Annotated in this window: 23 protein-coding genes and 1 pseudogene; 14 read left to right on the top strand and 10 right to left on the bottom strand. The window is 72.1% G+C overall.

Annotated elements, in window-relative coordinates; genetic code table 11:
* The first annotated feature begins 58 nt into the window (after positions 1-58).
* The 4 genes from AC6JBM_RS46310 to AC6JBM_RS46295 are packed head-to-tail and all read left to right on the top strand — an operon-like array spanning position 59 to position 2,990.
* Complete coding sequence (locus tag AC6JBM_RS46310) at positions 59-715, top strand: response regulator transcription factor (protein ID WP_497980022.1); 657 nt, start codon at positions 59-61, stop codon at positions 713-715.
* A complete protein-coding gene (locus tag AC6JBM_RS46305; RefSeq protein WP_497980021.1) occupies positions 712-1,860 on the top strand; it encodes a sensor histidine kinase in 1,149 nt (382 codons plus the stop codon). The genes AC6JBM_RS46310 and AC6JBM_RS46305 overlap by 4 nt, the downstream gene beginning before the upstream one ends.
* A gap of 42 nt (positions 1,861-1,902) precedes the next feature.
* Positions 1,903-2,529, top strand: coding sequence for a TetR/AcrR family transcriptional regulator (locus AC6JBM_RS46300; RefSeq protein ID WP_497980020.1), 627 nt, complete (start codon positions 1,903-1,905; stop codon positions 2,527-2,529).
* Positions 2,529-2,990, top strand: coding sequence for an acyl-CoA thioesterase (locus AC6JBM_RS46295; RefSeq protein WP_497980019.1), 462 nt, complete (start codon positions 2,529-2,531; stop codon positions 2,988-2,990). The genes AC6JBM_RS46300 and AC6JBM_RS46295 overlap by 1 nt, the downstream gene beginning before the upstream one ends.
* On the opposite strand, the gene AC6JBM_RS46290 is transcribed toward AC6JBM_RS46295, so the two are convergent.
* The 5 genes from AC6JBM_RS46290 to AC6JBM_RS46270 all read right to left on the bottom strand — a co-directional run bounded on the left by AC6JBM_RS46290 (position 2,946) and on the right by AC6JBM_RS46270 (position 5,973).
* Entirely contained in the window at positions 2,946-3,374 is a 429-nt protein-coding gene (locus AC6JBM_RS46290; RefSeq protein ID WP_350619112.1) for a nucleoside deaminase, read from the bottom strand. The two genes, AC6JBM_RS46295 and AC6JBM_RS46290, sit on opposite strands and share 45 nt — an antisense overlap.
* 20 nt (positions 3,375-3,394) lie before the next feature.
* The gene (locus AC6JBM_RS46285) at positions 3,395-3,916 is read right to left on the bottom strand and encodes a tRNA adenosine deaminase-associated protein (protein WP_497980018.1); all 522 of its coding nucleotides are present in this window, start codon (positions 3,914-3,916) and stop codon (positions 3,395-3,397) included.
* Between the two features lie 175 nt (positions 3,917-4,091).
* Positions 4,092-4,259: a hypothetical protein gene (locus AC6JBM_RS46280; RefSeq protein ID WP_497980017.1), complete on the bottom strand. Its 168-nt coding sequence runs from the start codon at positions 4,257-4,259 to the stop codon at positions 4,092-4,094.
* Between the two features lie 47 nt (positions 4,260-4,306).
* The gene (locus AC6JBM_RS46275) at positions 4,307-4,816 is read right to left on the bottom strand and encodes a hypothetical protein (RefSeq protein ID WP_497980016.1); all 510 of its coding nucleotides are present in this window, start codon (positions 4,814-4,816) and stop codon (positions 4,307-4,309) included.
* Between the two features lie 23 nt (positions 4,817-4,839).
* Entirely contained in the window at positions 4,840-5,973 is a 1,134-nt protein-coding gene (locus AC6JBM_RS46270; protein WP_497980015.1) for an NHL repeat-containing protein, read from the bottom strand.
* A gap of 114 nt (positions 5,974-6,087) precedes the next feature.
* Here AC6JBM_RS46270 and AC6JBM_RS46265 point away from each other — a divergent pair, with 114 nt between their 5' ends.
* Entirely contained in the window at positions 6,088-7,092 is a 1,005-nt protein-coding gene (locus AC6JBM_RS46265; RefSeq protein ID WP_497980014.1) for a prephenate dehydrogenase, read from the top strand.
* Here AC6JBM_RS46265 and mtnA read toward each other — a convergent pair.
* Positions 7,051-8,040 carry an S-methyl-5-thioribose-1-phosphate isomerase gene (mtnA, locus tag AC6JBM_RS46260; RefSeq protein WP_350618960.1) on the bottom strand — a complete coding sequence of 330 codons (990 nt, stop codon included), beginning with the start codon at positions 8,038-8,040 and terminating at the stop codon, positions 7,051-7,053. The two genes, AC6JBM_RS46265 and mtnA, sit on opposite strands and share 42 nt — an antisense overlap.
* Positions 8,041-8,147: 107 nt before the next feature.
* Between mtnA and AC6JBM_RS46255 the strand changes: the two genes are divergently transcribed.
* The 4 genes from AC6JBM_RS46255 to AC6JBM_RS46240 all read left to right on the top strand — a co-directional run bounded on the left by AC6JBM_RS46255 (position 8,148) and on the right by AC6JBM_RS46240 (position 10,984).
* Complete coding sequence (locus AC6JBM_RS46255) at positions 8,148-8,591, top strand: hypothetical protein (RefSeq protein WP_497980013.1); 444 nt, start codon at positions 8,148-8,150, stop codon at positions 8,589-8,591.
* 44 nt (positions 8,592-8,635) lie between these two features.
* On the top strand, positions 8,636-9,295 hold the full coding sequence (locus AC6JBM_RS46250) for a VanZ family protein (protein ID WP_497980012.1): 660 nt from the start codon (positions 8,636-8,638) through the stop codon (positions 9,293-9,295).
* A 106-nt stretch (positions 9,296-9,401) separates the two neighbouring features.
* On the top strand, positions 9,402-9,908 hold the full coding sequence (locus AC6JBM_RS46245) for a SigE family RNA polymerase sigma factor (protein ID WP_497980011.1): 507 nt from the start codon (positions 9,402-9,404) through the stop codon (positions 9,906-9,908).
* Positions 9,905-10,984: a hypothetical protein gene (locus AC6JBM_RS46240; protein ID WP_497980010.1), complete on the top strand. Its 1,080-nt coding sequence runs from the start codon at positions 9,905-9,907 to the stop codon at positions 10,982-10,984. Before AC6JBM_RS46245 ends, AC6JBM_RS46240 begins: the two co-directional genes overlap by 4 nt.
* Here AC6JBM_RS46240 and AC6JBM_RS46235 read toward each other — a convergent pair.
* Positions 10,981-12,651 carry a DUF885 domain-containing protein gene (locus AC6JBM_RS46235; RefSeq protein ID WP_350618950.1) on the bottom strand — a complete coding sequence of 557 codons (1,671 nt, stop codon included), beginning with the start codon at positions 12,649-12,651 and terminating at the stop codon, positions 10,981-10,983. The genes AC6JBM_RS46240 and AC6JBM_RS46235 overlap by 4 nt on opposite strands.
* An 80-nt stretch (positions 12,652-12,731) precedes the next feature.
* Here AC6JBM_RS46235 and AC6JBM_RS46230 point away from each other — a divergent pair.
* Positions 12,732-13,547: pseudogene (locus AC6JBM_RS46230) on the top strand (DMT family transporter); the annotation flags it as partial.
* A 72-nt stretch (positions 13,548-13,619) separates the two neighbouring features.
* Here the strand turns inward: AC6JBM_RS46230 and AC6JBM_RS46225 are convergent.
* Entirely contained in the window at positions 13,620-14,663 is a 1,044-nt protein-coding gene (locus AC6JBM_RS46225) for a PHP domain-containing protein (protein WP_497980009.1), read from the bottom strand.
* 91 nt (positions 14,664-14,754) lie between these two features.
* Between AC6JBM_RS46225 and AC6JBM_RS46220 the strand changes: the two genes are divergently transcribed.
* Positions 14,755-15,138, top strand: a complete 384-nt coding sequence (locus AC6JBM_RS46220; protein ID WP_497980008.1) for a hypothetical protein — start codon at positions 14,755-14,757, stop codon at positions 15,136-15,138.
* 61 nt (positions 15,139-15,199) lie between these two features.
* Here the strand turns inward: AC6JBM_RS46220 and AC6JBM_RS46215 are convergent, their stop codons facing one another.
* Both AC6JBM_RS46215 and AC6JBM_RS46210 read right to left on the bottom strand, forming a co-directional pair.
* Entirely contained in the window at positions 15,200-16,642 is a 1,443-nt protein-coding gene (locus AC6JBM_RS46215) for a DUF6114 domain-containing protein (protein ID WP_497980007.1), read from the bottom strand.
* Between the two features lie 63 nt (positions 16,643-16,705).
* A complete protein-coding gene (locus AC6JBM_RS46210) occupies positions 16,706-17,350 on the bottom strand; it encodes a DUF6230 family protein (RefSeq protein ID WP_497980006.1) in 645 nt (214 codons plus the stop codon).
* A 542-nt stretch (positions 17,351-17,892) separates the two neighbouring features.
* Here AC6JBM_RS46210 and AC6JBM_RS46205 point away from each other — a divergent pair.
* The 3 genes from AC6JBM_RS46205 (at position 17,893) to AC6JBM_RS46195 (ending at position 25,260) form a co-directional block, all read left to right on the top strand.
* On the top strand, positions 17,893-20,706 hold the full coding sequence (locus tag AC6JBM_RS46205) for a PQQ-dependent sugar dehydrogenase (protein ID WP_497980005.1): 2,814 nt from the start codon (positions 17,893-17,895) through the stop codon (positions 20,704-20,706).
* A 122-nt stretch (positions 20,707-20,828) separates the two neighbouring features.
* Positions 20,829-23,144 carry an AbfB domain-containing protein gene (locus AC6JBM_RS46200; RefSeq protein ID WP_497980004.1) on the top strand — a complete coding sequence of 772 codons (2,316 nt, stop codon included), beginning with the start codon at positions 20,829-20,831 and terminating at the stop codon, positions 23,142-23,144.
* Between the two features lie 208 nt (positions 23,145-23,352).
* Entirely contained in the window at positions 23,353-25,260 is a 1,908-nt protein-coding gene (locus AC6JBM_RS46195) for an IPT/TIG domain-containing protein (protein ID WP_497980003.1), read from the top strand.
* The last annotated feature ends 156 nt before the right edge of the window (positions 25,261-25,416 follow it).

The raw sequence follows: 25,416 nt of genomic DNA, 5'->3' as shown, positions 1-25,416 counted from the left end.
GGGGCGTCAGCACCGGCGCTTATCCCCGCCTTACGGCCGCGGCGGGCACGATGAGGGCATGCGAGTGCTGGTGGTCGAGGACGAGCAGCTGCTGGCCGACGCCGTCGCCGAGGGCCTGCGCCGGGAGTCGTTCGCGGTCGACGTCGCCTACGACGGCTCGGGGGCCCTGGAACGGCTGGGCGTCAACGAGTACGACATCGTGGTCCTGGACCGGGACCTGCCCGGCGTCGACGGCGACGAGGTCTGCCGCCAGGTCAGCGCGCGGCTGCCCGACACCCGCATCCTCATGCTCACCGCGGCCTCGGCCGTGGCCGAGCGGGTCGCCGGGCTGTCCCTCGGCGCCGACGACTACCTGGGCAAGCCCTTCGCGTTCACCGAGCTGGTGGCCCGGGTCCGGGCCCTGAGCCGGCGCGCCCGCGCGGCCGCCCCGCCGGTGCTGGAGCGCGGCGACCTGCGCCTGGACCCGAACCGGCGCGAGGTGTTCCGCGACGGGCACTACGTGGGGCTGACCCGCAAGGAGTTCGCGGTGCTGGAGGAGCTGCTGCGGGCCGGGGGCGCCGTCGTCTCGGCCGAGCAGCTGCTGGAGCGGGCCTGGGACGAGCACATCGACCCGTTCACCAACGTGCTGCGGGTGACCGTGATGACGCTGCGCCGCAAGCTGGGCGATCCGCCCGTGATCGAGACCGTCGCCGGAGTGGGGTACCAGATCCCGTGAAGCACCTGCGCATCCGCGTCCGCCTGACCGCCCTGTTCGGCGCGCTGTTCCTGGCCGGGGGCGTGCTGCTGCTCGGCGTGACGTACCTGCTGGTCCAGCAGAACATCCACCAGCGCAACTCGAACGTCAAGCTCGACGACCTGCCGCCCGAGGTGCGCCAGACCCTCGGGGTCGACCAGCGGCGCTTCCTCGACCTCGTGCGGCAGCTGCAGGCCCGCCAGGACCAGGTCGAGCAGGCCACCCTCGACGCGCTCGTCACCCAGGGGTCGATCGCGCTCGGCCTGGTGACCGTGATCGGGGTCGGCTTCGGCTGGCTCGTCGCGGAGCGGGCGCTGCGGCCGGTCGAGCGGATCACCGAGACGGCCCGGCGGGTGGCCGGCGGCAACCTGCACGAGCGGATCGCGATGAGCGGGCCGCGGGACGAGATCAAGGAGCTCGCGGACACCGTCGACTCGATGCTGGAGCGGCTCGACCAGGCCTTCGACGGGCAGCGCCGGTTCGCCGCCAACGCCTCCCACGAGCTGCGCACGCCGATCGCCATCAACCGCACGCTCATCGAGGTGGCGCTCGGCCGGCCGGACCCGCCGCCGGAGGTGGTGCAGCTGGGCGAGACGCTGCTGGCCGTGAACGCGCGGCACGAGCGGCTCATCGACGGGCTGCTCACGCTCGTCGCGTCCGACCAGCCGCTGACCGTGCACGAGCGGGTCGACCTGGCCTCGGTGGCGCGGCACGTGGTTTCCGGCCAGGTGGTTTCGGGCCAGGTGGTTTCAGGCCAGGAGGTCTCGGCCGAGCTCGAGCCGGCGGTCGTCGTCGGCGATCCGGTGCTGCTGGAGCGGGTCGTACAGAACCTGGTGGACAACGCGCTGGCGTACAACGTGCCGGAAGGGAAGGTCTGGGTGACGACCACGCGGGCCGGGGACCGGGCGCGGCTCGTCGTGGAGAACACGGGGCCCGTCATCCCTCCGTACGAGATCCCGAGCCTCTTCGAGCCCTTCCGGAGACTGCGGTCGCGGACCGGCTCGGCCCGCGGCACCGGGCTGGGGCTGTCGATCGTCCGCTCGGTGGCGGTCGCGCACGGCGGGACGGCCGAGGCCGAGCCACGCGACGGCGGCGGGCTACGCGTGACGGTGACCCTGCCCACATAAAACAATCCGATCGGTCGCACTTTTTGTTGGTACCGTCTGAGCATGACTGACGGCCGACTGGCGCGCGGCGAGCGTTCCCGCACCGCCGCCCTCGACGCCGCGGTCGTGCTGGCCACCGAGTCCGGCCTCGAGGGGCTGTCGTTCAACCAGCTCGCCGAGCGCCTCGGGGTGAGCAAGTCCGGCCTCTTCGCGCACTGGCGCACCAAGGAGGAGCTGCAGCTCGCCGCGGTCGACCACGCCGAGGCGCGCTTCACCGAGCGCGTCGTGCGCCCGGCCCTGCACCGGCCGCGGGGCGTGCGCCGGCTGTGGGCGCTGCACGAGCACCGGCTCGCCGACATCTCCTCGGGCGACCTGCCCGGCGGGTGCTTCTTCGGCCTCGCCCAGTTCGAGTTCGTGGCGCGGCCCGGCCCCGTGCAGGCGCGGCTCGCCGCGGCCCTGGAGCGCTGGCACGCGCTGCTCGAGCGGCTCATCGCCGAGGCCGTCGAGCTGGGCGAGCTCGACCCCGGCACCGACCCGCAGCAGCTGTCCTTCGAGCTCAACGCGCACGGCACGGCGGCCGTGTACGAGTCACGGCTGCGGCCCGCGAGCAACGTCTACGAACACGCGCGCGCCGCCGCCCTCGACCGGCTGCGCGGCCTGAGCCCTCAACCTCACCTTCTGGAGGCGTGATGTCCGGTCATGTGTCTGGGCACGTGGAGCCGTTCACGGTGCACTTCGACGACCTCGACCCGATGGGGATCGTGCACAACGCGCGGTACGCGGTCTTCCTGGAGCGCGCGCTGTCGCAGTGGTGGGGCGAGCGCGGGGTCTCGTTCGCGGGCGGGCGGCCCTCGACCCCCGATGCCGTGCACGCCGTCGCCGAGTACTCGATCGCCTACCGGGCCCCGGTCCGCGGCACGGGCGAGATCGGCGTGCACTTCTGGATCGAGTCGCTCGGGGAGAGCAGCGCGGTGTACCGCTTCCGCATCCTCTCCGCCGACGGCGCCACGGTCCACGCGGAGGGCCGGCGGGTCAACGTGAAGCTCGACCCGGGCACGCTGCGCCCGGCCCCGTGGACCGAGGCGGCCCGGGCAGCGGCGCGGCCGCTACTCCAAGCGATGGTCCCTGAAGAACTCGCGCAGCAGCGCTGAGGCCTCCTCCGGCAGCACCCCGGCGATCACCTCGGGGCGGTGGGTGAGCCGCCGGTCGCGCATGACGTCCCACAGCGAGCCGACCGCGCCCGTCTTGGGCTCCCAGGCGCCGAACACGACCCGCCCGACGCGGGCGAGCACGATCGCGCCCGCGCACATCGTGCACGGCTCGACGGTGACGACGAGCGTGCAGTCCTCGAGCCGCCAGCCGTCGGCCTTGACCGACCGGCGCAGCACCAGCATCTCGGCGTGCGCGGTCGGGTCGCCGGTCAGCTCGCGCTCGTTGTGCGCGGCGGCGAGCTCGGCACCGTCCGGCCCGAGTAGCACCGCCCCGATGGGAACGTCGGCCCCCGCGCCGGCCGCGACCTCCAGCGCGCGACGCATGGCCGACTCCCACCGGCGGATCACGCCTCGCGCAGCTCCTCGATCTCGTCCCCGGCGCCGACGGCCTGGCAGATCTCCGCCGTGATGTCGGCCGGGAGCATGCCCTCCTGGGCGCACAGCTCCAGCAGCCGCCCGCCGGACACGCCGAGGTCGGCCAGGAGCTCGGGGTCGCCGACGGGCTCGACGTCGGGCTCGGCCGAGGGCCGGTCCTCGTCCTCGTCTTCGTCCTCGTCCGGCTCGTCGGCCTCGGCGATCTCGGGCAGCTGCTCCTCGATGTCGCCGAGCAGGATCGCGCCCAGCCGCGAATCCTCGGCGAACACCTGGTCGGAGCCGAAGACCCGCAGATCCTCACCCTCGTCGAGGCGCAGGATCGCAAGGTAGGCGTCGTCGGACTCGACGAACAGCAGCGAGACGGACGCCTCCGGATCGGCGTCACGCAGACGATCGGTGATCTCTTCGATGTCGGCGACGCCGCTGAGGTCGAGCTCGGCTGCGGCCCAGCCCTCAGCGCCTCGCGTGACAGCGGCAGCGAAGTGCGACACGGTCCCCCCGGTCGGTGCTCGTCGGTACGCGTGAACACTATTCGAGCGGGTTGCGCCTCGCTGGCAAAGGGCCCCCGAGTTCGTCTCGGCGAGTCGTCCTCTTCTTGCGCCCGAGCGGGTGAACGCGAACGGGTCCGAAGGGCCGAGCAAGCGCCCAGCGAGGACTCCGGAGGGCTCAGCCGGCGATGCGGCGCCGGTTGGCGATGAGCTCGCGCAGGCGGTCGGCGCGCATCCGGCGGGGAGGGAGCCGCTCGCGGAGCGCCTTGGCGTCCGCGAGCTCGACCAGCAGCGCGAGCCGCCGGCGTCGCCGCTCGGGGTCGAGCCGCTGCAGCCTCAAAGCCATGTCGCTGAGCGTGATCCTCGCCGGAACGCTCGTCAAGAGAGCGTTTTTCACCACAACAGCCAGTCGCCGCCCGCTAGACGGTAGGCGACGAGAATGCCCGCGATCGCCAGCGCGACACCGCTCGCGGCGGCCACCCCCACCGCCACGCCCCGGTCGCCGAAGCGGGCCAGAATCGCGGCCGCGCCCCAGGCGAGGAAGCCGGCGACGATGGACGTCCACACGTAGGCGCGGGCCGAGGAGTTCATGAGCAGCCCGAACAGCAGCATCCAGGCCGCGCCCGCGGCGCCGCCCAGCGCGACCATCTGGCCGCGGACCGGCAGCGGCTCCCGATAGCTCGGCCGGGGCTGGCTGACCCGGAACACGGGCGGCTTCAGCGCGCCCTGCCACGCCCCGTAGGCCGCGGCGGGGGTCGGGGGCCGGGAGGCGGGCGGCTGCGCGCTCAGGCGCGGCGGAGGCCCCACGACCGGCGGCCCCATGGCACCCGGCCAGGGGCCGGGCGGGGCGGTCGCCGCGGCGGGACCGCCCGGCTCCTTCCACTGCGACTCGCTCACTGCCACGTCTTGCAGCTTAGCCCGGTGCGTCAGCCGAAGACCGCGAGCCGTTTCCAGCTCGCCCCGGCCACCATCGTGAACTCGCCGCCGGCGACCACCTGGCGCAGCGGTTCGGCAGCGGTCAGCGCGCGCACCCCGACGACGCCGTTGGCCTGCGGCGCCCAGTCCAGCAGGCGGCCGGAGCCGTCGACCGCGGCGAGCTTGACCCGGCTGAGCGAGCCGTCGGTGCAGGCACCCTGGCTGCCGTTCCGGGCGGTCTTGCAGGCGCGGTCGAAGTGGCCGCCGACGTACGCCACGTCGCCGAGCGCCGCCACGGCCTGCACGTCGCCGTCGAAGACCCGCAGCCAGCGTTGTCGTCCGTCAGGCGCGTAGGCCGCGGCCCGGCCGCCCTGCCCGCCCATGCCGGCGTAGACGGTGCCGTCGGCGCCGACGGCCACGGAGTGCACGACGGCCTCGGGGCGCGGCTGGAAGCCCTTGTCGAGCGCGCCGGTCACGGGGTCGACGGCGGTGAGGCGCAGCGAGTTCGAGACGTTGCCGGTCTTGTGGAAGGAGCCGCCGAGGTACACCCGGCCCTTCCCGGCCGCGATCGACTCCACGGCGTCGTCGGTCGTGGGGGTCCACCTGGCGTCCAGCGCGCCCGTGGCCGTGTCGAACGCCGCGAGGTTGGCGCGCCGGGAGGAGTCGATCTGGGTGAAGCGGCCGCCGACGTACAGCCGGCTGCCCTGCACCGCGAGGGTCACCGGCGAACCGGCGATCGCGTGGCTGAACGCATCCACGGCGCCCGAGCTCGCGTCCAGCTTCGCGAGCGAGTCCCGCTTGGCGCCGGAGATGCGTGAGAAGTCGCCCGCCACGTACACAGCGTGACCATCGGTGGCCAGGGCGCGCACGGTGTCGTCCGCGTTCGGGGCCCAGTTCAGCAGCGCTCCGGTGCGCGCGTTGAAGGCCGCCAGGCGGGACCGGGCGACGCTGCGGCCGCCCACGATCGCGTTGCCGAAGGAGCCGCCCACGTAGACGGTTTCACCCAGGTAGGCGGTGGTGTAGACGGTGCCGTCGAACTGCGGGGAGACTCGCGGGCTCCGCTCGACCCCGGCCGCGCTCGCGATGCCGCCGGTGAGCACGGCGACGGCCGCGACGGCAGCCGCCACAAAAGGGATAAGTCGCATGGAAGCACGGTAACGGGATGTAATCGCGCAAACGTGAACGAATACGGCCGCATAAGGCGTTCGGCGGCCGTCCCGAGCCGAACGGGTGACCGGTGGGTGTGCGACAGTTCCGCAGTGCGTGTTGCGACGTTGAACGTGGCGGTGATCGGCCTCGGGCTGATCGGCGGGTCGGTCCTGCGGGCGCTCGCGGTGCACGGGCACCGGGTGAGCGGCTACGACGCGGACCCGGCGACCAGGGCGACCGCGCGCACGGCCGCGGCTCAGGCCCCGGCCAACGCGCGCTGGCACGTGACCGGCTCGATCGCCGATGCCGTGCGCGACGCCGAGCTGGCCGTCGTCGCGGTGCCGCTGCCGGCCGTGGGGGCGGTCTTCGACGAGCTCGCGTCGCTCGGATACGTCGGCGTCGTCACCGACGTCACCTCGGTGAAGGGCCCGGTGCGGGACCTGGCCGCCGACCGCCTGCGCACCGGCGGGCAGGCGCTGGCCACGTTCATCGGCGGGCACCCGATGGCCGGCCGCGAGACGTCCGGCTTCACCGCCGCCGATCCGCGCCTGTTCAACGGCTGCGCCTGGGTGCTGTGCCTGACCGAGGACGGCGCCGGCCTGCGCGACTGGGTCGACCTGGCCGCGCTCGTCACGGGCCTCGGGGCCCGGGTCGTGCCGGCCACCGCGGACGAGCACGACGCCGCCACGGCCGCGATCTCGCACGTGCCGCACCTCGTCGCGGCCGCGGTCGCCGCGCTCATCTCCAACGATCCGCTCGCCGGGACGCTCGGGGCGGGCTCCTTCCGCGACGGCACCCGCGTCGCCGCCTCCCGCCCGGAGCTCACCGCGGCGATGTGCGGGGGCAACGCGCCCGCCGTCGGCCGGACGCTCGACGCGGTGCTGGCCGACCTGGCCGCCGCCCGCGCCGCGCTGGACGGGTCCGACCCGATCGGCGCGCTGACCCCCTGGCTCACCCCCGGCCACACCGCGCGCGTGGCCTGGCCGCCGGAGCCGGGCGAGTCCGCCGACCTGCCCGCGCGCGCGGACGTGCTGCTGCGCCTGGGCCGGGTCGGTGGCTGGATCGAGTCCGTGTCAGCCGACCGCAAGACCGTCCGGGCCGTCCGCCCGGCCTGAGAACGTGCGGGCGTCGGTGACCACCGCGGTCACCAGCTCGGCCGGCGTCACGTCGAAGGCCGGGTTGAGCGCGTCGGTGCCCTCGGGCGCCGTGGACCCCGCGACCTCGGCCGCGCCCCGGTCCTCGATCTCCACGTCCGCCCCGGACGCGGTGCCCAGGTCCACCGTGGACTCCGGCGCCACGCAGATGAACGGGATGCCGGCGGCGCGGGCCCCGAGCGCGTGGGCGTACGACCCGATCTTGTTCACCACGTCCCCGTTCGCGCAGATCCGGTCCGCGCCGAGGATGACGGCGTCGACCTCGCCGCGCGCCATGAGGAACGGCCCGGCCGAGTCGACGGCGAGCCGGTGCGGCACCCCGGCGCGGCGCAGCTCCCACGTGGTGAGCCGCGCCCCCTGCAGCAACGGCCGGGTCTCGCTGGCGACCACCCCGCCGAGCCGCCCCCGCCGGTGCAGCTCGAAGACCACCGCGAGCGCGGTGCCGTCCACGACCGTGGCCAGCCCGCCCGTGTTGCAGTGGGTGAGCAGCCGCGCGCCGTCCCCGCAGAGCTTCTGCACGAGGTCGGCCCCGCGCTGCGCCATGCTCCGGGAACTGGCGATCTCCTCGTCCCGGATGCGCAGCGCCTCCGCCAGCACCGCGTCGAAGGACGGCAACAGCGCCGCCGCCCGTTGCGCCCCGCGCGCCAGGTTGACCGCCGTCGGCCGCGCCGTTCGCAGCAGGTGTACCGCCTGAGCCCGCTCCCGCTCCCCCTCGAACTGCTTCGCGGCGAGCGCGACCCCGAGCGCCCCCGCGACCCCGAGCGCCGGCGCTCCCCGCACCCGCAGCCGCTGGATCGCCTCGACGAGCGAGTCGACGGTCTCCAGCCGCAGCACGACGTGTTCGTGCGGCAGCCGGGTCTGATCCACCAGGACCACGGCCCCGTCATTCCAGTCAATTGTGAACTTCAATGCAACTACCTTCCGTCGCCCGTTGGAATTCGTCCGAACGGAGCTTCACCGCATCGGTTTCCCTAAACCCCCGACAGCGGAGGTCGACGCGCGTACATTCGGTTTTCATGAGCTCCGCACTGGTGCTCGCGGCGGTCCCGATCGTGCTGGCCGCGGGTCTGCTCGCGTTGATGAAGGTCCCGACGAATCTCCAGCTGACCGTGACCGACAGCGCCCTGGTCATCGAGCCGCAGGGCCTGGACCGTCTCTGGACCCGGCGCGACCGCGTCGAAGTCCCACTGACCGCCGTGGCCTCCATTCGCATCGCGCCGCGCTCCGAGGCCCCGCCGCTGCCGGAGCGCCGAAACCCCCTGCACCTGCCGGGAATCATTACAGCGGGCGCCCACGGCCGGACATTCTGGGACGTCCGGCGGGGCGACCAGCTTCTCATCATCCAATGCCACTCGAGCGCGGAGTTCGGCGCGCTGGTGCTGCAGTTCGCAAACCCTTTCGCGACGCTGACCCGCACGCGAACGGTACTCGCACCGCACCCCCACCGCTCCGCCGCCTGAAAACGCATACGCTGCCGCAACATCCGGCCGTCTTCAATGAGGGCATGAACTCCAGCACGACCCTGCCCGCCCGTCCCGGCCGCACGCGCCGGGTCGCGCTCCTCGGCCTGCCGATCCTCGCCCTGGCGCTGTTCGTGTTCGCCTTCCGGCGGATGTTGGTGATGTCCGCGCCGTCGTGCATGGCCGGGCGGTGGCACGGCTGCTTCGACACGGACAACGGCGTCGTGCTCATGACGCTGGTGCTGCTGCCGGTGGCGGGGTTGGTGGCGTGGGCGCTGGCGAGCGTCCGGCGGGCGGCCGGGATCGCGTCGGCGTGGCGGCTGTCGCTGGCCGAGGTGGCCATGGTCCACGGGACGGTGCCATGGATCTGGTTGACGATGATGCCCGGGCCCGGGGCCGGCATCGTGCCGGGGCGCCTGAGCCTGATACCGCTGCGGGACCTGGCCGAGATGGGGCCGCTCGGGATCGGCGGCAACCTGCTGGTGCTCGCGGCGCTGGGGTTCTTCGCGCCGATCCGGTTCGCGGCGCTCGCGTCGGTGCCGCGGGTCCTGGCGCTCGGGGCGGGGTGCTCGATCCTGATCGAGACGTTGCAGTACGTGCTGCAGCTGGACCGGGTCTCCTCCGTGGACGATGTGCTGCTCAACACCGCGGGCTGCGTGCTGGCCGGACTGGCCTCGCGCGGCTGGTGGCGCACGACGGACTGACCGCCCCGGGCACCGCGGAACTTTCTTCGGGGAACCGGCAACCGTCCGGGATCAAACCCGCGTCATGGTGTGCGTCCGCCCCATCGACCCCGAGGAAACCACCTCCATGGATGAGTTCGACTCGTTCGTGCGATCCCGCAGCGCCGCGCTGTTGCGTTCGGCGTATCTGCTCACCGGCGACCAGCACCTGGCCGAGGATCTCGTGCAGTCCGCCCTCGCGCGGACGCACCGGTCGTGGGGCCGGCTGCGCGACCGCGGGAACGCCGAGGCGTACACCCGCAAGGTCATGTACCACCTGCAGGTCTCCTGGTGGCGGCGCCGGGTCGCCGAGGCGATGCCCGGGGACCTGCCCGAGCCGAGGCAGGCCGGCGACCACGCCGATCAGACCACGATTCGCATGACGCTGCGGGCGGCGCTGCTGAGGCTCTCGGTCAAGCAGCGGGCCGTGCTGGTGCTGCGCTACTTCGAGGACTGCACCGAGGCCGAGGCCGCCGACCTGCTCGGCGTGACCGTCGGCACGATCAAGTCGCAGACGTCCAAGGCGCTGGCCAAGCTGCGCGTCGTGGCGCCCGAACTCGCCGAGCTCTACCTCCTGGAAGGGGTTGCCCGATGAACGACAGCCGTCTGCGCCTCGACCTGGCGGACCTGGCCGGTGAGGTGCGCAACGTCGACCTGCACGATCGCGCGCTGCGGACCTCGCGCCGGCTCGGCGTGCGGCGGGCCGTGACCGCCTCGGCCGCGGCCCTCGCCGTGCTCGCGGGAGCGGTCGGCGTCGCGTTCGCCCTCCAGCCCGACGGCACCGCCCCGGCGCCGATTCCCGCTGCCTCCTCCACCACGAGCGCCACCAGCCCGCCCGTGAAGGTGGAGTCCAGCGCTCCCCCGAGCGTCACCGAGACCGTGCTCAAGGGGACGCGGTGGTATCTCGCGAGCACGCCGGCCGAGTACGTCGTGCACGCCGTCACCGGGACCGACGACAAGGTCACGGCCCGCATCCCCGGCGACAGCAACGACGCCCACTGTGTCTCGCAGACCATCACCATCTCGCCCACCGGCAAGCGGCTGGCCTGGGTCGAGGGCAGCGACGACCTCAACGGCACGCTCAAGGTGGCCGACACCGACGGGAGCCACCAGCAGACGCTCGGCACCGGCGTGCTCTGCCTCGGCGCCGACACGCTCATCTGGAAGGGCGACGACCAGCTGGTGCTCACCAAGGGCAACCAGCAGCACCTGGTCGGCATCCCCACCAAGACCGACACCGCGCTGCCCACGGCCGAGCAGGTCGAGTCGTACTCCCCCGACGGCTCCAAGGTGGCCAAGACGGTCGGGCAGCAGCGGGTCGCGAACGGGAAGTCGTACAAGTACACGCCGCCGGCCGCGATGGCCGATCACTACGACGGCTGGTCGGCGCGCGGGTTGTCGGCGGACGGGCGCTACGTCGCCGCGGGCTGGAAGGGCACCGACCCGAGCCGCAGGCGCGACACCTTCACGATCGTGGACACGACCACCGGCAGGTCCGTCGCCCTGCCCGGCAGCGGCGAGCAGAACTACGTGGTGTTCACGGCCGGCGGCCTGGTGCTCGCGCACCAGGCCGGCCAGACCGTGATCTTCGACGCGGGGCTGCGGCACCAGGGCGAGATCCGGGACCCCGCCGGCCTGCAGAACGCGCTGCTACTGGGTTTCCGGCCCTAGATCCGGGCCAGGGCGGCGCGCAGGGGGTCCAGGCCCAGGGAGCCCAGGTTGAGCGCGTCGCGGTGGAAGGCCCGCAGGTCGAAGGCCGAGCCCTTGCGGGCCTGGGCGTCGGCCCGGGCCCCCAGCCAGGCGCGCTCGCCGAGCTTGTAGGAGGGGGCCTGCCCGGGCCAGCCGAGATACCGGTTGAGCTCGAAGCGCAGGCTCTTCTCCTCCACGCGGCAGTGCGCCCGCAGGAACTCCCAGCCGAGCTCCGGCGTCCAGCGCTCGCCCGGCGCGAAGCCGAACGGGTTGTCGCGCGGGATCTCGAGCTCGAGGTGCATGCCGATGTCGACGATCACGCGGGTCGCGCGGAAGGCCTGGCCGTCGAGCATGCCGAGCTTGTCGCCGGGGTCGGAGAGGTAGCCTAGCTCGTCCATGAGCCGCTCGGCGTAGAGGGCCCAGCCCTCGCCGTGGCCGGACGACCAGGCGAGCACGCGGCGCCAGCGGTTGAGCAGTTCGGCGCGCACGTACGTCTGGGCGATCTGCAGGTGATGGCCGGGCACGCCCTCGTGGTAGACGGTCGTCACCTCGCGCCAGGTCGAGAAGCTGTCGACGCCCTGGGGCACGGCCCACCACATGCGGCCCGGGCGCGTGAAGTCCTCGCTCGGGCCGGTGTAGTAGATGCCGCCGTCCGACGTCGGGGCGAGCATGCACTCGATCGGCCGCACCGGCTCCGGGATGTCGAAGTGGCGGCCGTTGAGCTCCTGCACCGTGGCGTCGGCGAGCTCCTGCATCCAGTCGCGGAACGCCTCCTTGCCCTGGATGACCCGGTTCGGGTCGGAGTCCAGCGCGGCGACCGCCTCGTCGATCGAGCCGCCCGGCACGATCTTGTCGGCCACCGCGCGCATCTCCGACTCGAGGCGCGCGAGCTCGTCGAAGCCCCACGCGTAGGCCTCGTCGAGGTCGACCGTCGCGCCGAGGAAGTAGCGGGAGGCCAGCTGATACCGCTCCCGGCCCGCGGCCTCCTTGGGCCGGCCGAGCGGCGCCAGCTCGCGGCGCAGGAACTCGCCGGTCTCCACGGTGGCGGCCCGCGCGGCCTCGGCCCGGGTCGCGAGCTCGCCGGCCAGCGCCGGGTTCTCGGCGCCGATGCGGGCGGCCAGGTCGGGGTAGAAGTTGTCGCCGTCGAGGTCGGCCCAGACCTCGCACTGCTTGGCGACCTCGACGATCTGCTTGGCCGGGGCGACGTTGCCGCGCTGGGCCTCGTGCATGAGCGTCTGGCGCCACTGCGCGAGGGCGCGCGGGACCTCACCCAGCCGGGCGACGATGTTGGCGACGGCCTCCTCGCCGCTCGTCGGCATCAGGTCGAACGAGCTCCGCACCCCGTGCAGGGGGCTGGAGATCACGTTGACGTCGCTGGCGAGGTCGCCGGCCTCGTAGCGCTCGAGGGCCAGCCCGAGCCGCTCCTGCATGGCCTCCTTGGCGACCCGCTCGGTCTCGTTCGCGGGCGTCTGCGCGTCCAGCGCGGTGAGCGCGGAGCGGTCGAGGTCGGCGAGCGCGGCGAAGCCGTCGGGCGACAGGTCGGTCAGCTCGTGGTCGTGACCGGCCACGCCGACGAAGGTCGCCCCGATCGGGTCGAGGGGCGCCCACTGCTCGACATACCGGTTGGCAATGTCATCGATTGAACCCACGGGCCGACCCTACAGGCCAATTCGCAACGCGTGGCTCAGCGCCGGCGACAGTCTTTCCGGATTGGTGCAGAGTAAGGCCTATGACGAGTCCCGCCCCTGACGCGAAGCGCTGGCTGCCCGCTTTCGCCGCCGTCGCCCTGATCTGGGGCACGAGCTTCATGTTCATCAAGGACGCGCTCACGGGTCTCGCACCGGTCTACATCGCGCTCTACCGCATCGCCCTGGGCGCCCTCGCCCTGCTGCTGTTCCTGGCGGTCCGCCGGCTGCCGCTGCCCCGCGGGGCCCGGCTGTGGGGCCATCTGTTCCTGTTTTCGGCATTTGCGGCGACGGTACCGTTCACCCTCTTCGGATACGCCGAGCAACGCGTGCCGTCGGTGCTCGCGGGCATCTGGAACGGCACCGCACCCCTCACCACCCTGCTGGTGACCCTGGTGGCGGTCCGGTCCCAGCGGCCCAGCCGGCGCCAGATCTGGGGCCTGCTGACCGGCTTCCTGGGTGTGCTCGTCGTGCTCGGCGTCTGGGAGGGCGTCGGCGGCAGCTCGCTCGCCGGGCAGCTCATGCTCCTGGGCGCGGTCGTCTGCTACGGGATCGCGTTCAACTACACCCGCTGGCTGATGCAGCACTTCGACATCTCGCCGTTCCAGCTCTCGGCCGGCCAGCTGATCATGTCCACGCTGCACCTGGTCATCGCCGCCCCGATCATCGCCGGCCTGCCCCCGTCGCCGCTCTCGCTGACCCCGCGGGTCTGGCTCGGCGTGCTCGCGCTGGGCGTCTTCGGCACCGGCATCGCCTTCGGCCTGAACTACTACGTCGTGCAGACCGCGGGCGTGACCACGGGCTCGATGGTCACCTACTTCCCGCCCTTCGTGGCCGCCCTCGCCGGCGTGCTCTTCCTCGGCGAGCACCTCACCTGGCACCAGCCGGTGGGCGGCCTGATCGTGCTGCTGGGCGTGGGCATCTCCCAGGGCCTACTGGTGCGACGCCGCCCACGCCAGCAGCTCGTCCGCGGGCAGGGTGTTGAGGATCCGGTCGGCGGGGACCCCGCAGGCGATGGCCCGGGAGCACCCGTTGGCGAGCCAGTCGAGCTGCCCGGGCGCGTGCGCGTCGGTGTCGATGGTGAAGCGGCAGCCGGCCTCCAGCGCCACCCGTAGCAGCCGCTTCGGCGGGTCGAGCCGCTCGGGCCGCGAGTTGATCTCGATCGCCTTGTCGTGCTCGACCGCGGCCGCGAACACGGCCTCGGCGTCGAACCGGCTCTCGGGCCGCGTGCCCCGCCCGCCGGTGATGAGCCGCCCGGTGCAGTGCCCGAGGATGTCCATCCGCGGGTTCGCCAGGGCTGCGACCATCCGCCGCGTCATGACCTCGGGCTCGTCCTTGAGGTTGCTGTGCACCGAGGCGACCACGACATCGAGCCGGTCGAGCAGCTCGTCGGTCTGATCGAGCGACCCGTCCGCGAGGATGTCGACCTCGATCCCCGTGAGCAGCCGGAACGACATGCCGAGGTTGCGGAACCCGGCATTGACGTCCGCGACCACGTCGAGCTGCTCGGCGAGCCGCTCCGCGCTGAGCCCCCGCGCGACCGTGAGCCGGGGCGAGTGGTCGGTGAGCACGAGGTACTCGTGCCCGAGCTGAGCCGCGGCCATCGCCATCTCGTCGATCGGCGAGCCCCCGTCGCTCCAGTCCGAGTGCGCGTGACAGTCCCCGCGCAGCGCCATGAGCAGCGCGGCGGTCTCGGCGTCGAGATCCTGCCCGGCGGTGGCCTCGAGCCGCCGGAGGTAGACGGGCTCCTCCCCGTTGAGCGACTCGGCCACGCACCGCGCGGTGACGTCGCCGATGCCCGCGATCTCGGTGAGCGTGCCCGCACTGACCCGCGCGGCGAGCTCCCCGTCGGGCAGCTTGCCCAGCTTGGCCGCGGCCCCGCGAAAGGCCCGGACCCGGTAGGTCTTCTCGTGGGCGCGCTCGAGCAGGAACGCGATGCGCCGCAGGTCGGCAATCGGATCACGCGCTGACGGCATGCGCTCCACGCTAACCGGTGGGGCCGGCCCCACCCGGTCCTGGGCCCAGACGGATACTCCCGCCCCGCGCGGATCCCTAGCGTTTCGAGTCATGACGACGACGCCGCTCCGCCTCCTGCAGCTGTTCACCGCCCTGTCCGCCGCGCTCCTCGGCGCGACCGCGATCCTGTCCCGCACCGACCCCGGCGTCGTGAACGGCGTCGTGTGGATCCGCGCCGCGGGCATCCTGCTGCTGTCACTGCTGAGCCTGCGCTGGGCCGCCCAGCTGTGCCAGGGCAGCCGCGGCGCCTACCGCCGCCTGCTGTGGGTGTCGATCGCCGGCTCCCTGGGCATCGCCGCCCTCGCCCTGCTGCCCGACAGCCCGTTTCCGCTGTGGTTCCGCATCGAGCAGGGGGTGCAGGGCCTGGTGCTGCTGGCCCTCGCGGTGGTCCTGCTCCGGCCCGCGACCCGGGCCGCTCTCCAGCCCACCCGGTGAGCCGTCCCGGACGCGGAAGAGCCCGGCGCCGAGGGGTGCCGGGCTCTTCGGGTGCGGTGGGTCAGTTCGCGTTGGCGATGCTCAGCGCCGGCGCCGTCAGCACGTTGGACCGGACGAACACGAGCTCGATGTCGCAGGCCGTGTAGAAGCCGGGCAGCGGGATCGGCGGCGGCGGGGAGGACGGGGTGAAGGTCATCGGGAGCAGTCCCAGCACGTTGGCGGTGAACCTCGTGGTGTAGAACTTCACGTCGCCCTCGACCGTCAGCTTCGAGCTCGTCGTGATCAGCTTTTTCGGGCCGCCCGGGGTGTCGAGCTCGAACGGCGTCGAAACCGAGTTCTTCATGCTGAAGGCGAGCACCTTCACCGTGCTGCCGTCCTTGCGCGGAAGGTCGGCCACGCCGTCGTAGGTCAGCGAGTCCATCGTCATCACGTCCGCCTTCAGGATCGAGGGCTGGGCGGCGACGAAGGGCTGACCGGCGGCCAGCTGGGCCTTCTTGTTGTTCGGGGTCGGGGACGCGCTCGCCGAGGCGCACGGCTGGGTCGACGTCGCAGGCTTGGCGGGCGCCTTGGTGGTGGCCGCGGGCGGAGGCGGCACGCTGGCCTCGGGCGCCTGCGAGGCCTCCGCGGTCGCCTGCCCCTCCTCCTTCTTGTCGCCGCCGGTGAACAGGTCGCCCAGCCAGCCCAGCAGGCCCTTCTTCTCCTCCGTCGGCGTGGGCGAAGGGGTCGGGCTGGCGGAGGGTGCGGGGGCGGCCGGCTGGGAGCCGGTGGCGGAGGGCTTCGTCTCGGTCGAGGCCGACGACGACGGGCAGGCGGCCGGGGCGGCGAACGCGGAGCCGCCCCGGTTGACCGTGCCCACCAGGGCCACCGTGACCGCCACGGCCATCAGGAGCGGGCCCAGGTAACGCCGCTTGGGCAGGTCACCTGGGCCGGCCGATGGGGGGAGCTGCTCATCGGCGCTGCCCGCACCGCCCCCTTCGTACCGGTCGTGCAGCGGGCTGAACTGGGCGGTCGGGATCTCGTCGCGCAGCACACCGGACGGTGGCCGGGCATAGGTGTCGTCCGGCTGCTCGGCCAGGATGTCCTCGAGGGGTGCGTCCTCGTAGGGCGACTCGACCGGGGGTGCCGGCTCGATCGGCGTTGCCGGCTCGGCCGCGGGCGCGGCCGACGGGCCCCAGGCGACCGCCAGGCCGCCGCCGACCAGGCCCAGCACCGTGCCGAGGAAGAAGCCGCCCAGGTTGAGGCCGATCAGCGAGTACAGCGCCGTGACCGTGCCCAGGATGCCGTAGAACAGGCGCTGCTGCGGGCTGAACCAGGTCAGCGCCCCGCAGAGGAGCATGATCAGCGGAATCACGTACGACAGGAAGCCGGTCGGTCCGAAGTGGACCTCCAGCGCCAGCTTGAGGTTTCCGCTGACGAAGAGCTCCACGCCCGACAGCAACAGGAACAGCCCGCCCCAGAACGGCCGCTGGGCACGCCAGCCGGCCGAAGCGTGCGAGGGGGTCACTCGGTCCTCCAAAAACAAACAGGGAGCCCGCGGGGCATCACCCCGCGGGCCCTGGTGGAGCTGCTAGAAGCACTCTTCGGCGTTGGCGCCCGTCGAGATGCCGAGGTCGAGGCCGCTCAGCTTGAACGTGCCGGCGGTGGTCGACCAGGCGACCTGCTTGAGGTTGGTGATGACGACGCCGTCGGCCTGCTGGGCGAAGCCGCCCTGGAGGCCCTTGGCGTTCGCGCCGCCCTTGGTGAGGTCGGAGGCGTCGATGCCGATCTGGATGTTGTCGAACGTGGCGTCACCCTTCAGCGACGTCAGGTCGATCAGCAGGTCGGTGGCCTCGGCCGGGTTGTTGGCGTCCCTGCCCGCGTGGATGACCATGGTCACCGGGAGGCCGGGCACCTTCACCGACTGGCAGAGGTTGTAGAGCTTGGCCTTCGCGATGCCGGAGACGGCGACGGGGTGGTTCTTCGGGTCGGCCGGATTCGAGGCGTTGCCGCCCTTCTCCGTGGCCATGCCGCCGTACTGCACGAAGCCGGTCCCCTCGAGCCGGTCGGCGGAGACCTTGAACTGACTGCCGGACACGTTGAACGACGCGGCGATGGCGCCGGTCGCCTGGCCGAACACGATGGCGCCGGCGATGAAGCTGGCCGGCACGACGACGGTCGCGAACCGCTTCCATCGCGTGCGGCCCGTCGCCGCGCTGCCCTGAGCTACGGACACGTAGGGCTCCTCTTGTCGCGGGGTGCTGGTGGTGCGGCGCTCCTGCTGTGCGGGCGCACGCATCGCGCCTTTCGGGGCCGGTCTCTGGACGCTGCCGGGCGGGGGTCCAGGGGCCGGGGTCGGGGCGTGCGGACGATGTTGCCGGGTCCCTCGCGCGGGTACAAGGGCGCTCGTTACCGGCGGGTAACCCAGAAATCCATAAATTCGTACGCTCCGTAGTCGATTACGGGCGTGTTTCCGCGGAACGGCGCGCGGCCTACGCCATCAAATCGGACAGAAGTCCACTGTGATCGCTACCACACGTGACCGATCTTGGCGATTGTCACGGTTTCATAACGACAAACCCGCGAGGTTCTTTTTTCAGAAGGTGCATCGAAATTGAGCATTGCCAGCGAGCTCGATCGATGGTTAGTTAGCACCCATAACGAACCCGTGTGACGCAAAGGGTCGGCGCCCCCGTCAGCGGCTCACAAGTGCGCAAGCGCGGTCGGCGCGCGTCTTGCCTGGCTGAATCCCACAGCTCAGGAAGGACACCCCCGCACATGGCACCATCCCCGCGCCACTGGCGGCGGCTGCTCACCGCGGCGTCGCTCGCCCTCGGCGGATCCGTGGTGGCCGCCGTGGCCGATGCCCCGGCCGCCGCCGCGATCCCCATCCCCGCCTCCGACTACCAGCACGTCCAGCTCGCCCTCGGCGCCGCCGAGCTCGGCGAGGCGATGTCCCTGGCGGTGCTGCCCGACCGCTCGGTCGTCCACACCGCCCGTGACGGCACGGTCCGCGTCACCGACGCCGCGGGCAACACCAAGGTCGCCGGCAAGCTCGCCGTCTACACCCACGACGAGGAGGGCCTGCAGGGCGTCGCCGCGGACCCGGGCTTCGCCTCGAACCGGTGGATCTGGCTGTACTACTCCCCGGCCCTGTCGACCCCCTCCGGCGACGCGCCCGCCTCCGGTACCGCCGCCGACTTCAACGCGTGGAAGGGCCACCTGAACCTGTCCCGGTTCACGCTCAGGGCCGACAACACGCTGGACCTCGCGAGCGAGAAGGTCGTGCTCACCGTCGACAACGACCGCGGCCTGTGCTGTCACGTCGGCGGGGACATCGACTTCGACGCGCAGGGGAACCTCTACCTCACCACCGGCGACGACACCAACCCGTTCGAGTCCGGCTCCTACGCCCCGATCGACGAGCGGACCAACCGCAACCCGCAGTACGACGCCCAGCGCTCCTCCGCCAACTCGAACGATCTGCGCGGCAAGGTGCTGCGCATCCACCCCAACACCGACGGGACCTACGCGATCCCGTCCGGCAACATGTTCGCGCCGGGCACCGCCAGGACCCGGCCCGAGATCTACGCGATGGGCTTCCGCAACCCGTTCCGGATGAGCGTGGACAAGCCGACCGGGGTCGTCTACCTCGGCGACTACGGACCCGACGCGGGCACGAGCGACCCGAACCGGGGCCCCGGCGGGCAGGTCGAGTTCGACCGCGTCACCGGACCCGGTTTCTACGGCTGGCCCTACTGCACCGGCACCAACACCACCGCGGAGACCTACAACGAGTGGGACTTCGCGGCGAACGTGACGGGCCCGAAGTACAACTGCGGCGGCGCCACCAACAACTCCTTCCGCAACACGGGCCTGGCCACCCTCCCCGCGGCCAAGCCCAGCTGGATCCGGTACGGCGGCGACGCCGGCACCCCGCCCGAGTTCGGCACGAGCGGGTCGGAGTCGCCGATGGGCGGCCCCGTCTACCGCTACAACGCCGGGCTCAACTCCGCCGTCAAGTTCCCGCCGAGCCTCGACGGGATGTTCTTCGCCGGGGAGTACGGCCGCAAATGGATCAAGCCCGTGAAGGTCGGCGCGGACGGCTCGCCCGGCGAGATCTCCACCTTCCCGTGGGCCGGCACACAGGTCATGGACATGGCGTTCGGCCCGGACGGCGCGCTCTACGTGCTCGACTACGGCACCGGGTCGGGCAACCAGGCGCTGTACCGCGTCGAGTACGTCGGCGGCGCCAACCGCGCCCCGATCGCGAAGATCACCGTGGACCGGACCTCCGGGCCGAGCCCGCTCACGGTGGCCTTCTCCTCGGCCGGCTCGTCCGACCCCGAGGGCGGGGCGCTCACCTACGCGTGGGACTTCGACGGCAACGGCACGACGGACTCCACGGCGGCCAACCCGACCTTCACGTACACCACGAACGGCACGAAGACGCCGACGCTCACGGTGCGGGACCCGCAGGGCCTGACCGGCACCGCGAGCACCGTCGTCACGGTGGGCAACACCGCCCCGACGGTGAAGCTGAACCTGCCGGGCAACGGGCAGCTGTTCGCCTTCGGTGACACGGTGCCGTTCTCGGTGACGGTGAGCGACCCCGAGGACGGCGCGATCGACTGCTCGAAGGTGACGGTGACGTACCTCCTCGGCCACGACAGCCACTCTCACCAGATCACCTCGGGGACCGGCTGCACCGGCTCGATCGCGGTGCCGGTGGACGGCGAGCACGACGCGGCGGCCAACGTCTACGGGGTCTTCGACGCCTCCTACACCGACAAGGGCGGCCTGACCGGGCACGGCGTCGCGACGCTGCAGCCGCGGCACCGCCAGGGCGAGCACTTCGGCGCCCAGTCGGGGGTGCAGCTCGCGAGCCACGCCGCGGCCGAGGGCGGCGCGACGGCCGGGTTCATCGAGAACGGCGACTGGGTCTCGTTCCAGCCGTACCTGCTGGCGGGCGTCACCCAGTTCACCGCGCGCGTGTCGTCGGCCGGCGCCGGCGGGACCATCGAGGTGCGGGCCGGCTCGGCGACGGGCACGCTGCTCGGCACGGCCACCGTGGCCCCGACGGGCGGCTGGGAGACGTTCGCCAACGTGACCGCGGCGATCTCGGGCGCGCCGAGCACCGCGACGACGCTGTACCTCGTGTTCAAGGGCGGGGCCGGATACCTGTTCGACCTCGACGCGTTCACGTTCGGCAGCTCCGGCACCGCCTTCAAGTCGGTGACCAACAATCTCTACGTATCCGCACAGAACACCACAACGCCCCTCATCGCCAACTCCGCCACCCCACAGCTGTTCGACCTGGTCGACCTGGGCGGCGGCAAGGTGGCGCTGAAGGCCCGCTCGACCGGGCTCTACGTGTGCGCGGAGAACAGCGGGGCTGAGCCGTTGCTGGCCAACCGCGCGAGCGTGGGCAGCTGGGAAACCTTCACGCTGGTGCGTAACGCCGACGGGACGGTGAGCCTGCTGGCCCAGGCCAACGCCAAGTACGTCACCGCCGAGAACGCGGGCGCGCAGCCGCTGATCGCCAATCGGACGGCGATCGGACCGTGGGAGAAATTCACGCTCGTCCAGTAGTACGTGCAACTGTATGTTGACACTTCTCGTTGGAATATGAGTGGATGTGTTGGTCCGTGAGGGTCTACGAGAGCCCTCACGGACCGGCTACGGCCGCCACCGTTGCCTCGAGGAGTGTTCCCATGAAGCTCTCCAGACGGGTCGCGCTCGCGCTCGCCCCGCTCGTCGCCACCGCGGGCCTGCTGGTCGCATCCGCGCAGCCGGCCAGCGCCTGGACCCCCAAGACCCCGCCCATGACGACGCCGTGGACCAACTCGGTGTCGATGACGAACCCGCTGCCCGACTACCCGCGGCCGCAGATGACCCGGGCGAACTGGCAGAACCTGAACGGCATCTGGGACTTCGCCGTCACCGGCAGCGGGCAGACGACCCCGCCGGGCACGTTCGGCGAGCAGATCCGGGTCCCGTTCCCGGTCGAGTCGGCACTGTCCGGCATCCAGCGCAAGATCACCGAGAACGACCGGATGTGGTACCGCCGCACCTTCACCGTCCCCGCGGGCTGGTCCGGCCAGCGGGTCCAGCTCAACTTCGGCGCCGTGGACTTCCAGACCACGGTGTGGGTCAACGGCACCCAGGCGGGCGCGGTCCACAGCGGCGGCTACGACGCCTTCACCTACGACATCACCCCGCTGCTGGGCGGCGGGACGAACACGATCGTCGTCGGGGTGTACGACCCCACGGACGCCGGCAGCCAGGCCGTCGGCAAGCAGCGGCGCAACGACGTCCTGCCGCACGCGGGCGGCGGCATCTTCTACACCGGCGCCTCGGGCATCTGGCAGACCGTGTGGCTGGAGCCGACGCCGACGGCCCGCATCACCCGGGTCGACCTGGTGCCGAACCTGAGCAACAACACGCTCTCGGTGACCGCGCTCGGCGCGGGCCTGTCCGGGCAGACGGTGACCGCCACCGTGTCGTCGGGCGGCACGACGGTCGGCACCGCGAACGGCAGCGCCGGCGCGGCGTTCAGCGTCCCGGTCCCGAACGCGCACCGGTGGACCCCGAACGACCCGTTCCTGTACGACGTGAAGGTCGAGCTCAAGAGCGGCGCGACGGTCGTCGACTCGGTCGGCAGCTACGCGGGCATGCGCTCGATCTCGATCGGGAACGTCAACGGCAAGCTGCGCATCCTGCTCAACGGCCAGTTCGTCTTCCAGAGCGGCACCCTCGACCAGGGCTACTGGCCGGACGGCATCTACACCGCGCCGACCGACGCCGCGCTGCGCTCGGACCTGCAGGCGCACAAGGACCTGGGCTTCAACATGGTCCGCAAGCACATCAAGGTGGAGCCGCAGCGCTGGTTCTACGCCGCCGACCAGCTCGGCCTGCTCGTGTGGCAGGACATGCCCGCCATGCCGACCGGCAAGAACCCGGACACGGCGGCGCGCACCCAGTGGGAGGCCGAGTACCACCGCATCATCGACCAGCACCGCAGCTCCCCCTCGCTGGTCATGTGGGTCGACGAGAACGAGGGGTGGGGGCAGTACGACCAGGCCCGCATCGCCAACGACGTCAAGGCCTACGACCCGTCGCGCCTGGTCGACAACATGAGCGGCATCAACTGCTGCGGCTCGGTCGACGGCGGCAACGGTGACGTGCTCGACAACCACATCTACGTCGGCCCGGGCGCGACCCGCCCGTCCGGCACCCGCGCCGCAGTCCTCGGCGAGTTCGGCGGCCTGGGCCTGCGGGTCTCGGGCCACGAGTGGTCGCCCGGCAACGGCTTCTCCTACGAGGACCAGCCCAGCGCGGCCCGGCTCAACGACCGGCTCAACGGGCTCTACGAGCAGATCCGCACCGGCGGCATGCCGCAGGGGCTCTCCGCCTCCGTGTACACCGAGATCACCGACGTGGAGAACGAGAGCAACGGCCTGCTCACCTACGACCGGCAGGTGGTGAAGGTGGACGCGGCCCGGCTGCGGGCCAGCAACCAGGCGCTCATCAACGCCTCGTCCAGCCCCGTCGGCTCGGCCACGCTGCAGACGGGCGTCTACAAGTCGCTGCGCGCGACGACGGCCTGCTGCACGAACCGGTACGTGCGGCACCGCGACAGCCTCGGCTACACCGACGTGGTCGACGCCAACAGCACGGCGCTGCTCAAGCAGGACGCGACCTGGCGCGTGGTGCCCGGCCTCGCGGACTCGTCGTGCTACTCGTTCGAGTCGCGCAACTACCCGGGGCAGTACCTGCGGCACCAGGCGTTCCGGGTGCGCAAGGACGCCAACGACAACTCGGCGCTGTTCAAGGCCGACGCGACGTTCTGCGCGCAGCAGGGCAACGGGGGCGTCCGGCTGACGGCCTGGAACTTCCCGGGGCAGTACCTGCGGCACTACAACGCGGAGCTGTGGCTGGCCACGCCGGGCGGGCCGAACCCGTACGACGGGGCTGGGCTGTTCGTCGAGGACACCACCTGGTCCGTCGACGCGCCCTGGGCACCGTGAACCTGGTTTGAGGACGGCCGGCTCCATCGGAGCCGGCCGTTTTCGCACCACGGACGTCGGGATTTCTGGCGGGAGCGACGGTCAGCCAGTCACGCGGACCCGAGCAAAACTCTTCTGCACCCTGATGCATCCCTCCTGGAACGAAGGGCGGCCGCGCGCGCGCCGATCTACGGCGTATCGCGGTCACGATCCCCCGTTAGGAGCACGGATGCGCCTTCTCACCTCGGCCCTGGGCCTCGCGCTGGCGGCGGGCGGCTCGCTCTTCGCCGCCGCGTCGCCCGCGCTGGCCGACACGACCGCGCTGCCCCATACCGTCGGCGGCTTCGCGGCCCCCACGACCCGGGTCAACGCAAGCGTCCCCGCCTTCCGCGCGCAGGACGCGCTGCCGGACAGCGCCTCCCTCGTCGCCAACCTTCCCCCCGTCGGCGACCAGGGCCAGATCTCCTCGTGCGTCGCGTGGACGATCGCCCACTCGATCATGGGGTACTACGCCAACCGCGACGGCGGCACGGGCGCCCCCTACGCCCCGCTGTACCTCTACATGCGCTCGGTCACCAAGGGCGGCGCCCCCAACGCCGGCCTCAACCCCGACAAGGCCCTCCAGGAGGCGGCCACGTACGGCGTCGACACCCAGGACGACTACGTCCAGGGCGTCTACGGCTACCAGACGGCCCCGACCGCGGCCGAGATCGCCAACGCCGCCAACTACAAGCTCTCCGGCTGGAACGCGCTGTGGGCCGGTGACAAGCAGGGCGACAAGGCCAAGACCGCGATCAAGACGGCCATCGCCGCGGGCTCGCCGGTCGCCATCGGCATGCCGGTCTTCAAGGACTTCATGTACCTCAAGGGCAACGCCCTCTACAACACGCTCACCGGCACCAGCCTCGGCGGGCACATGATCACGGCGTACGCGTACGACGCCGACGGCGTGTGGATCCGCAACCAGTGGGGCACCAACTGGGGCGCGAGTGGCGACGCGCACCTCTCGTGGTCGTTCGTCACCACCGACGTGCAGGCGGCGTACACCGTCAGCGGCCTGCGCTCCCCGGAGAAGGCGGTCGTCCCGGCCCCGGCGGTCACCTCGCTGTCCGTGGTCCGCGGCCCGGTCGCCGGCGGCACCAAGGTCGTCGTCAGCGGCGCCAACCTCGCGGCCGCGACGGCGGTGAAGTTCGGCGGCGTCAACGCGGCCTTCACCAAGGCCGAGGCGAACGGCATCACCACGCTCGTCGCGACCACCCCGGCGCACGCCAAGGGCAGCGTCGACGTGACCGTGACCAACCCGACCGGCACCAGCGCGCTCAACGCCCTGGCGAAGTACACGTACCTCCCGCCGGCGCCGGCCGTCACCAAGCTCTCGGCGGCCTCGGCCTCGACCGTGGGCGGCGACGTCATCACCGTCACCGGCACGGACCTCTCCGAGGCCACCGGGGTCAAGCTCGGCACCGCCGCGGTCGCCGGCTTCAAGGTCACCGCGCCGACCACGCTGACGTTCCCGGTCCCGGCCGGGCTCGCGGCGGGCGGCTACGACGTCACCGTCGCCACGCCCTACGGCGTCAGCACGGTCGTCCCGGCCGGCCGGCTCACGCTGGTCGCCCCGCCGGCCCCGACCGTGGCCGCGCTGAGCACCAGCACCGGCCCGACCTACGCGACCACGCCCGTCACGATCACCGGCACCGGCTTCGGCTCGCTCAAGTCCGTCACCGCGGGCGGGGTGAACCTCGCCTTCACCAAGGTCTCGGACACCCAGATCAAGGTGACGATGCCGATCCACGCGGCCGGCAAGGTCACCCTGAAGCTCACCAACGCGGGCGGCAGCTACGAGGCGACGGCCCTGCCGTTCACCTACGTGGCCCCGGCCGCGCCGTCCGTCGCCTCGCTCCTGCCGAGCTCGGGCGGCACCAAGGTCTCGACCACCGTCACGCTCACCGGCGCCAACCTCGGCGGCGCGACCAAGGTGACCGTCAACGGCGCCACGGTCGGCTTCACCAAGGTCTCCGACACCCAGCTGCGCATCGTCCTGCCGCCGCACGCGGCCGGCGCGACGACCGTGCAGGTGACGACGCCGGGCGGCACCAGCGCCGCCGCGCCGGGCGCGATCTTCACCTACAAGGTCTGATCCCCGCTCCCCCGGCCCCATCCCCCGATTCGGGGGATGGGGCCGGTTTCCGTGCATCCCCCGAATGGGGCAACGGCGTCATACCAATGGCGGTTAGCCTGTGCCCTACTTCGATGAGCCGGGGGTTGCCGGATGCGAGGGTTTCTACCTGTACTA

The organism is Dactylosporangium thailandense, assembly GCF_059739745.1.
This window is presented reverse-complemented; position numbering and strand designations above follow the sequence as displayed.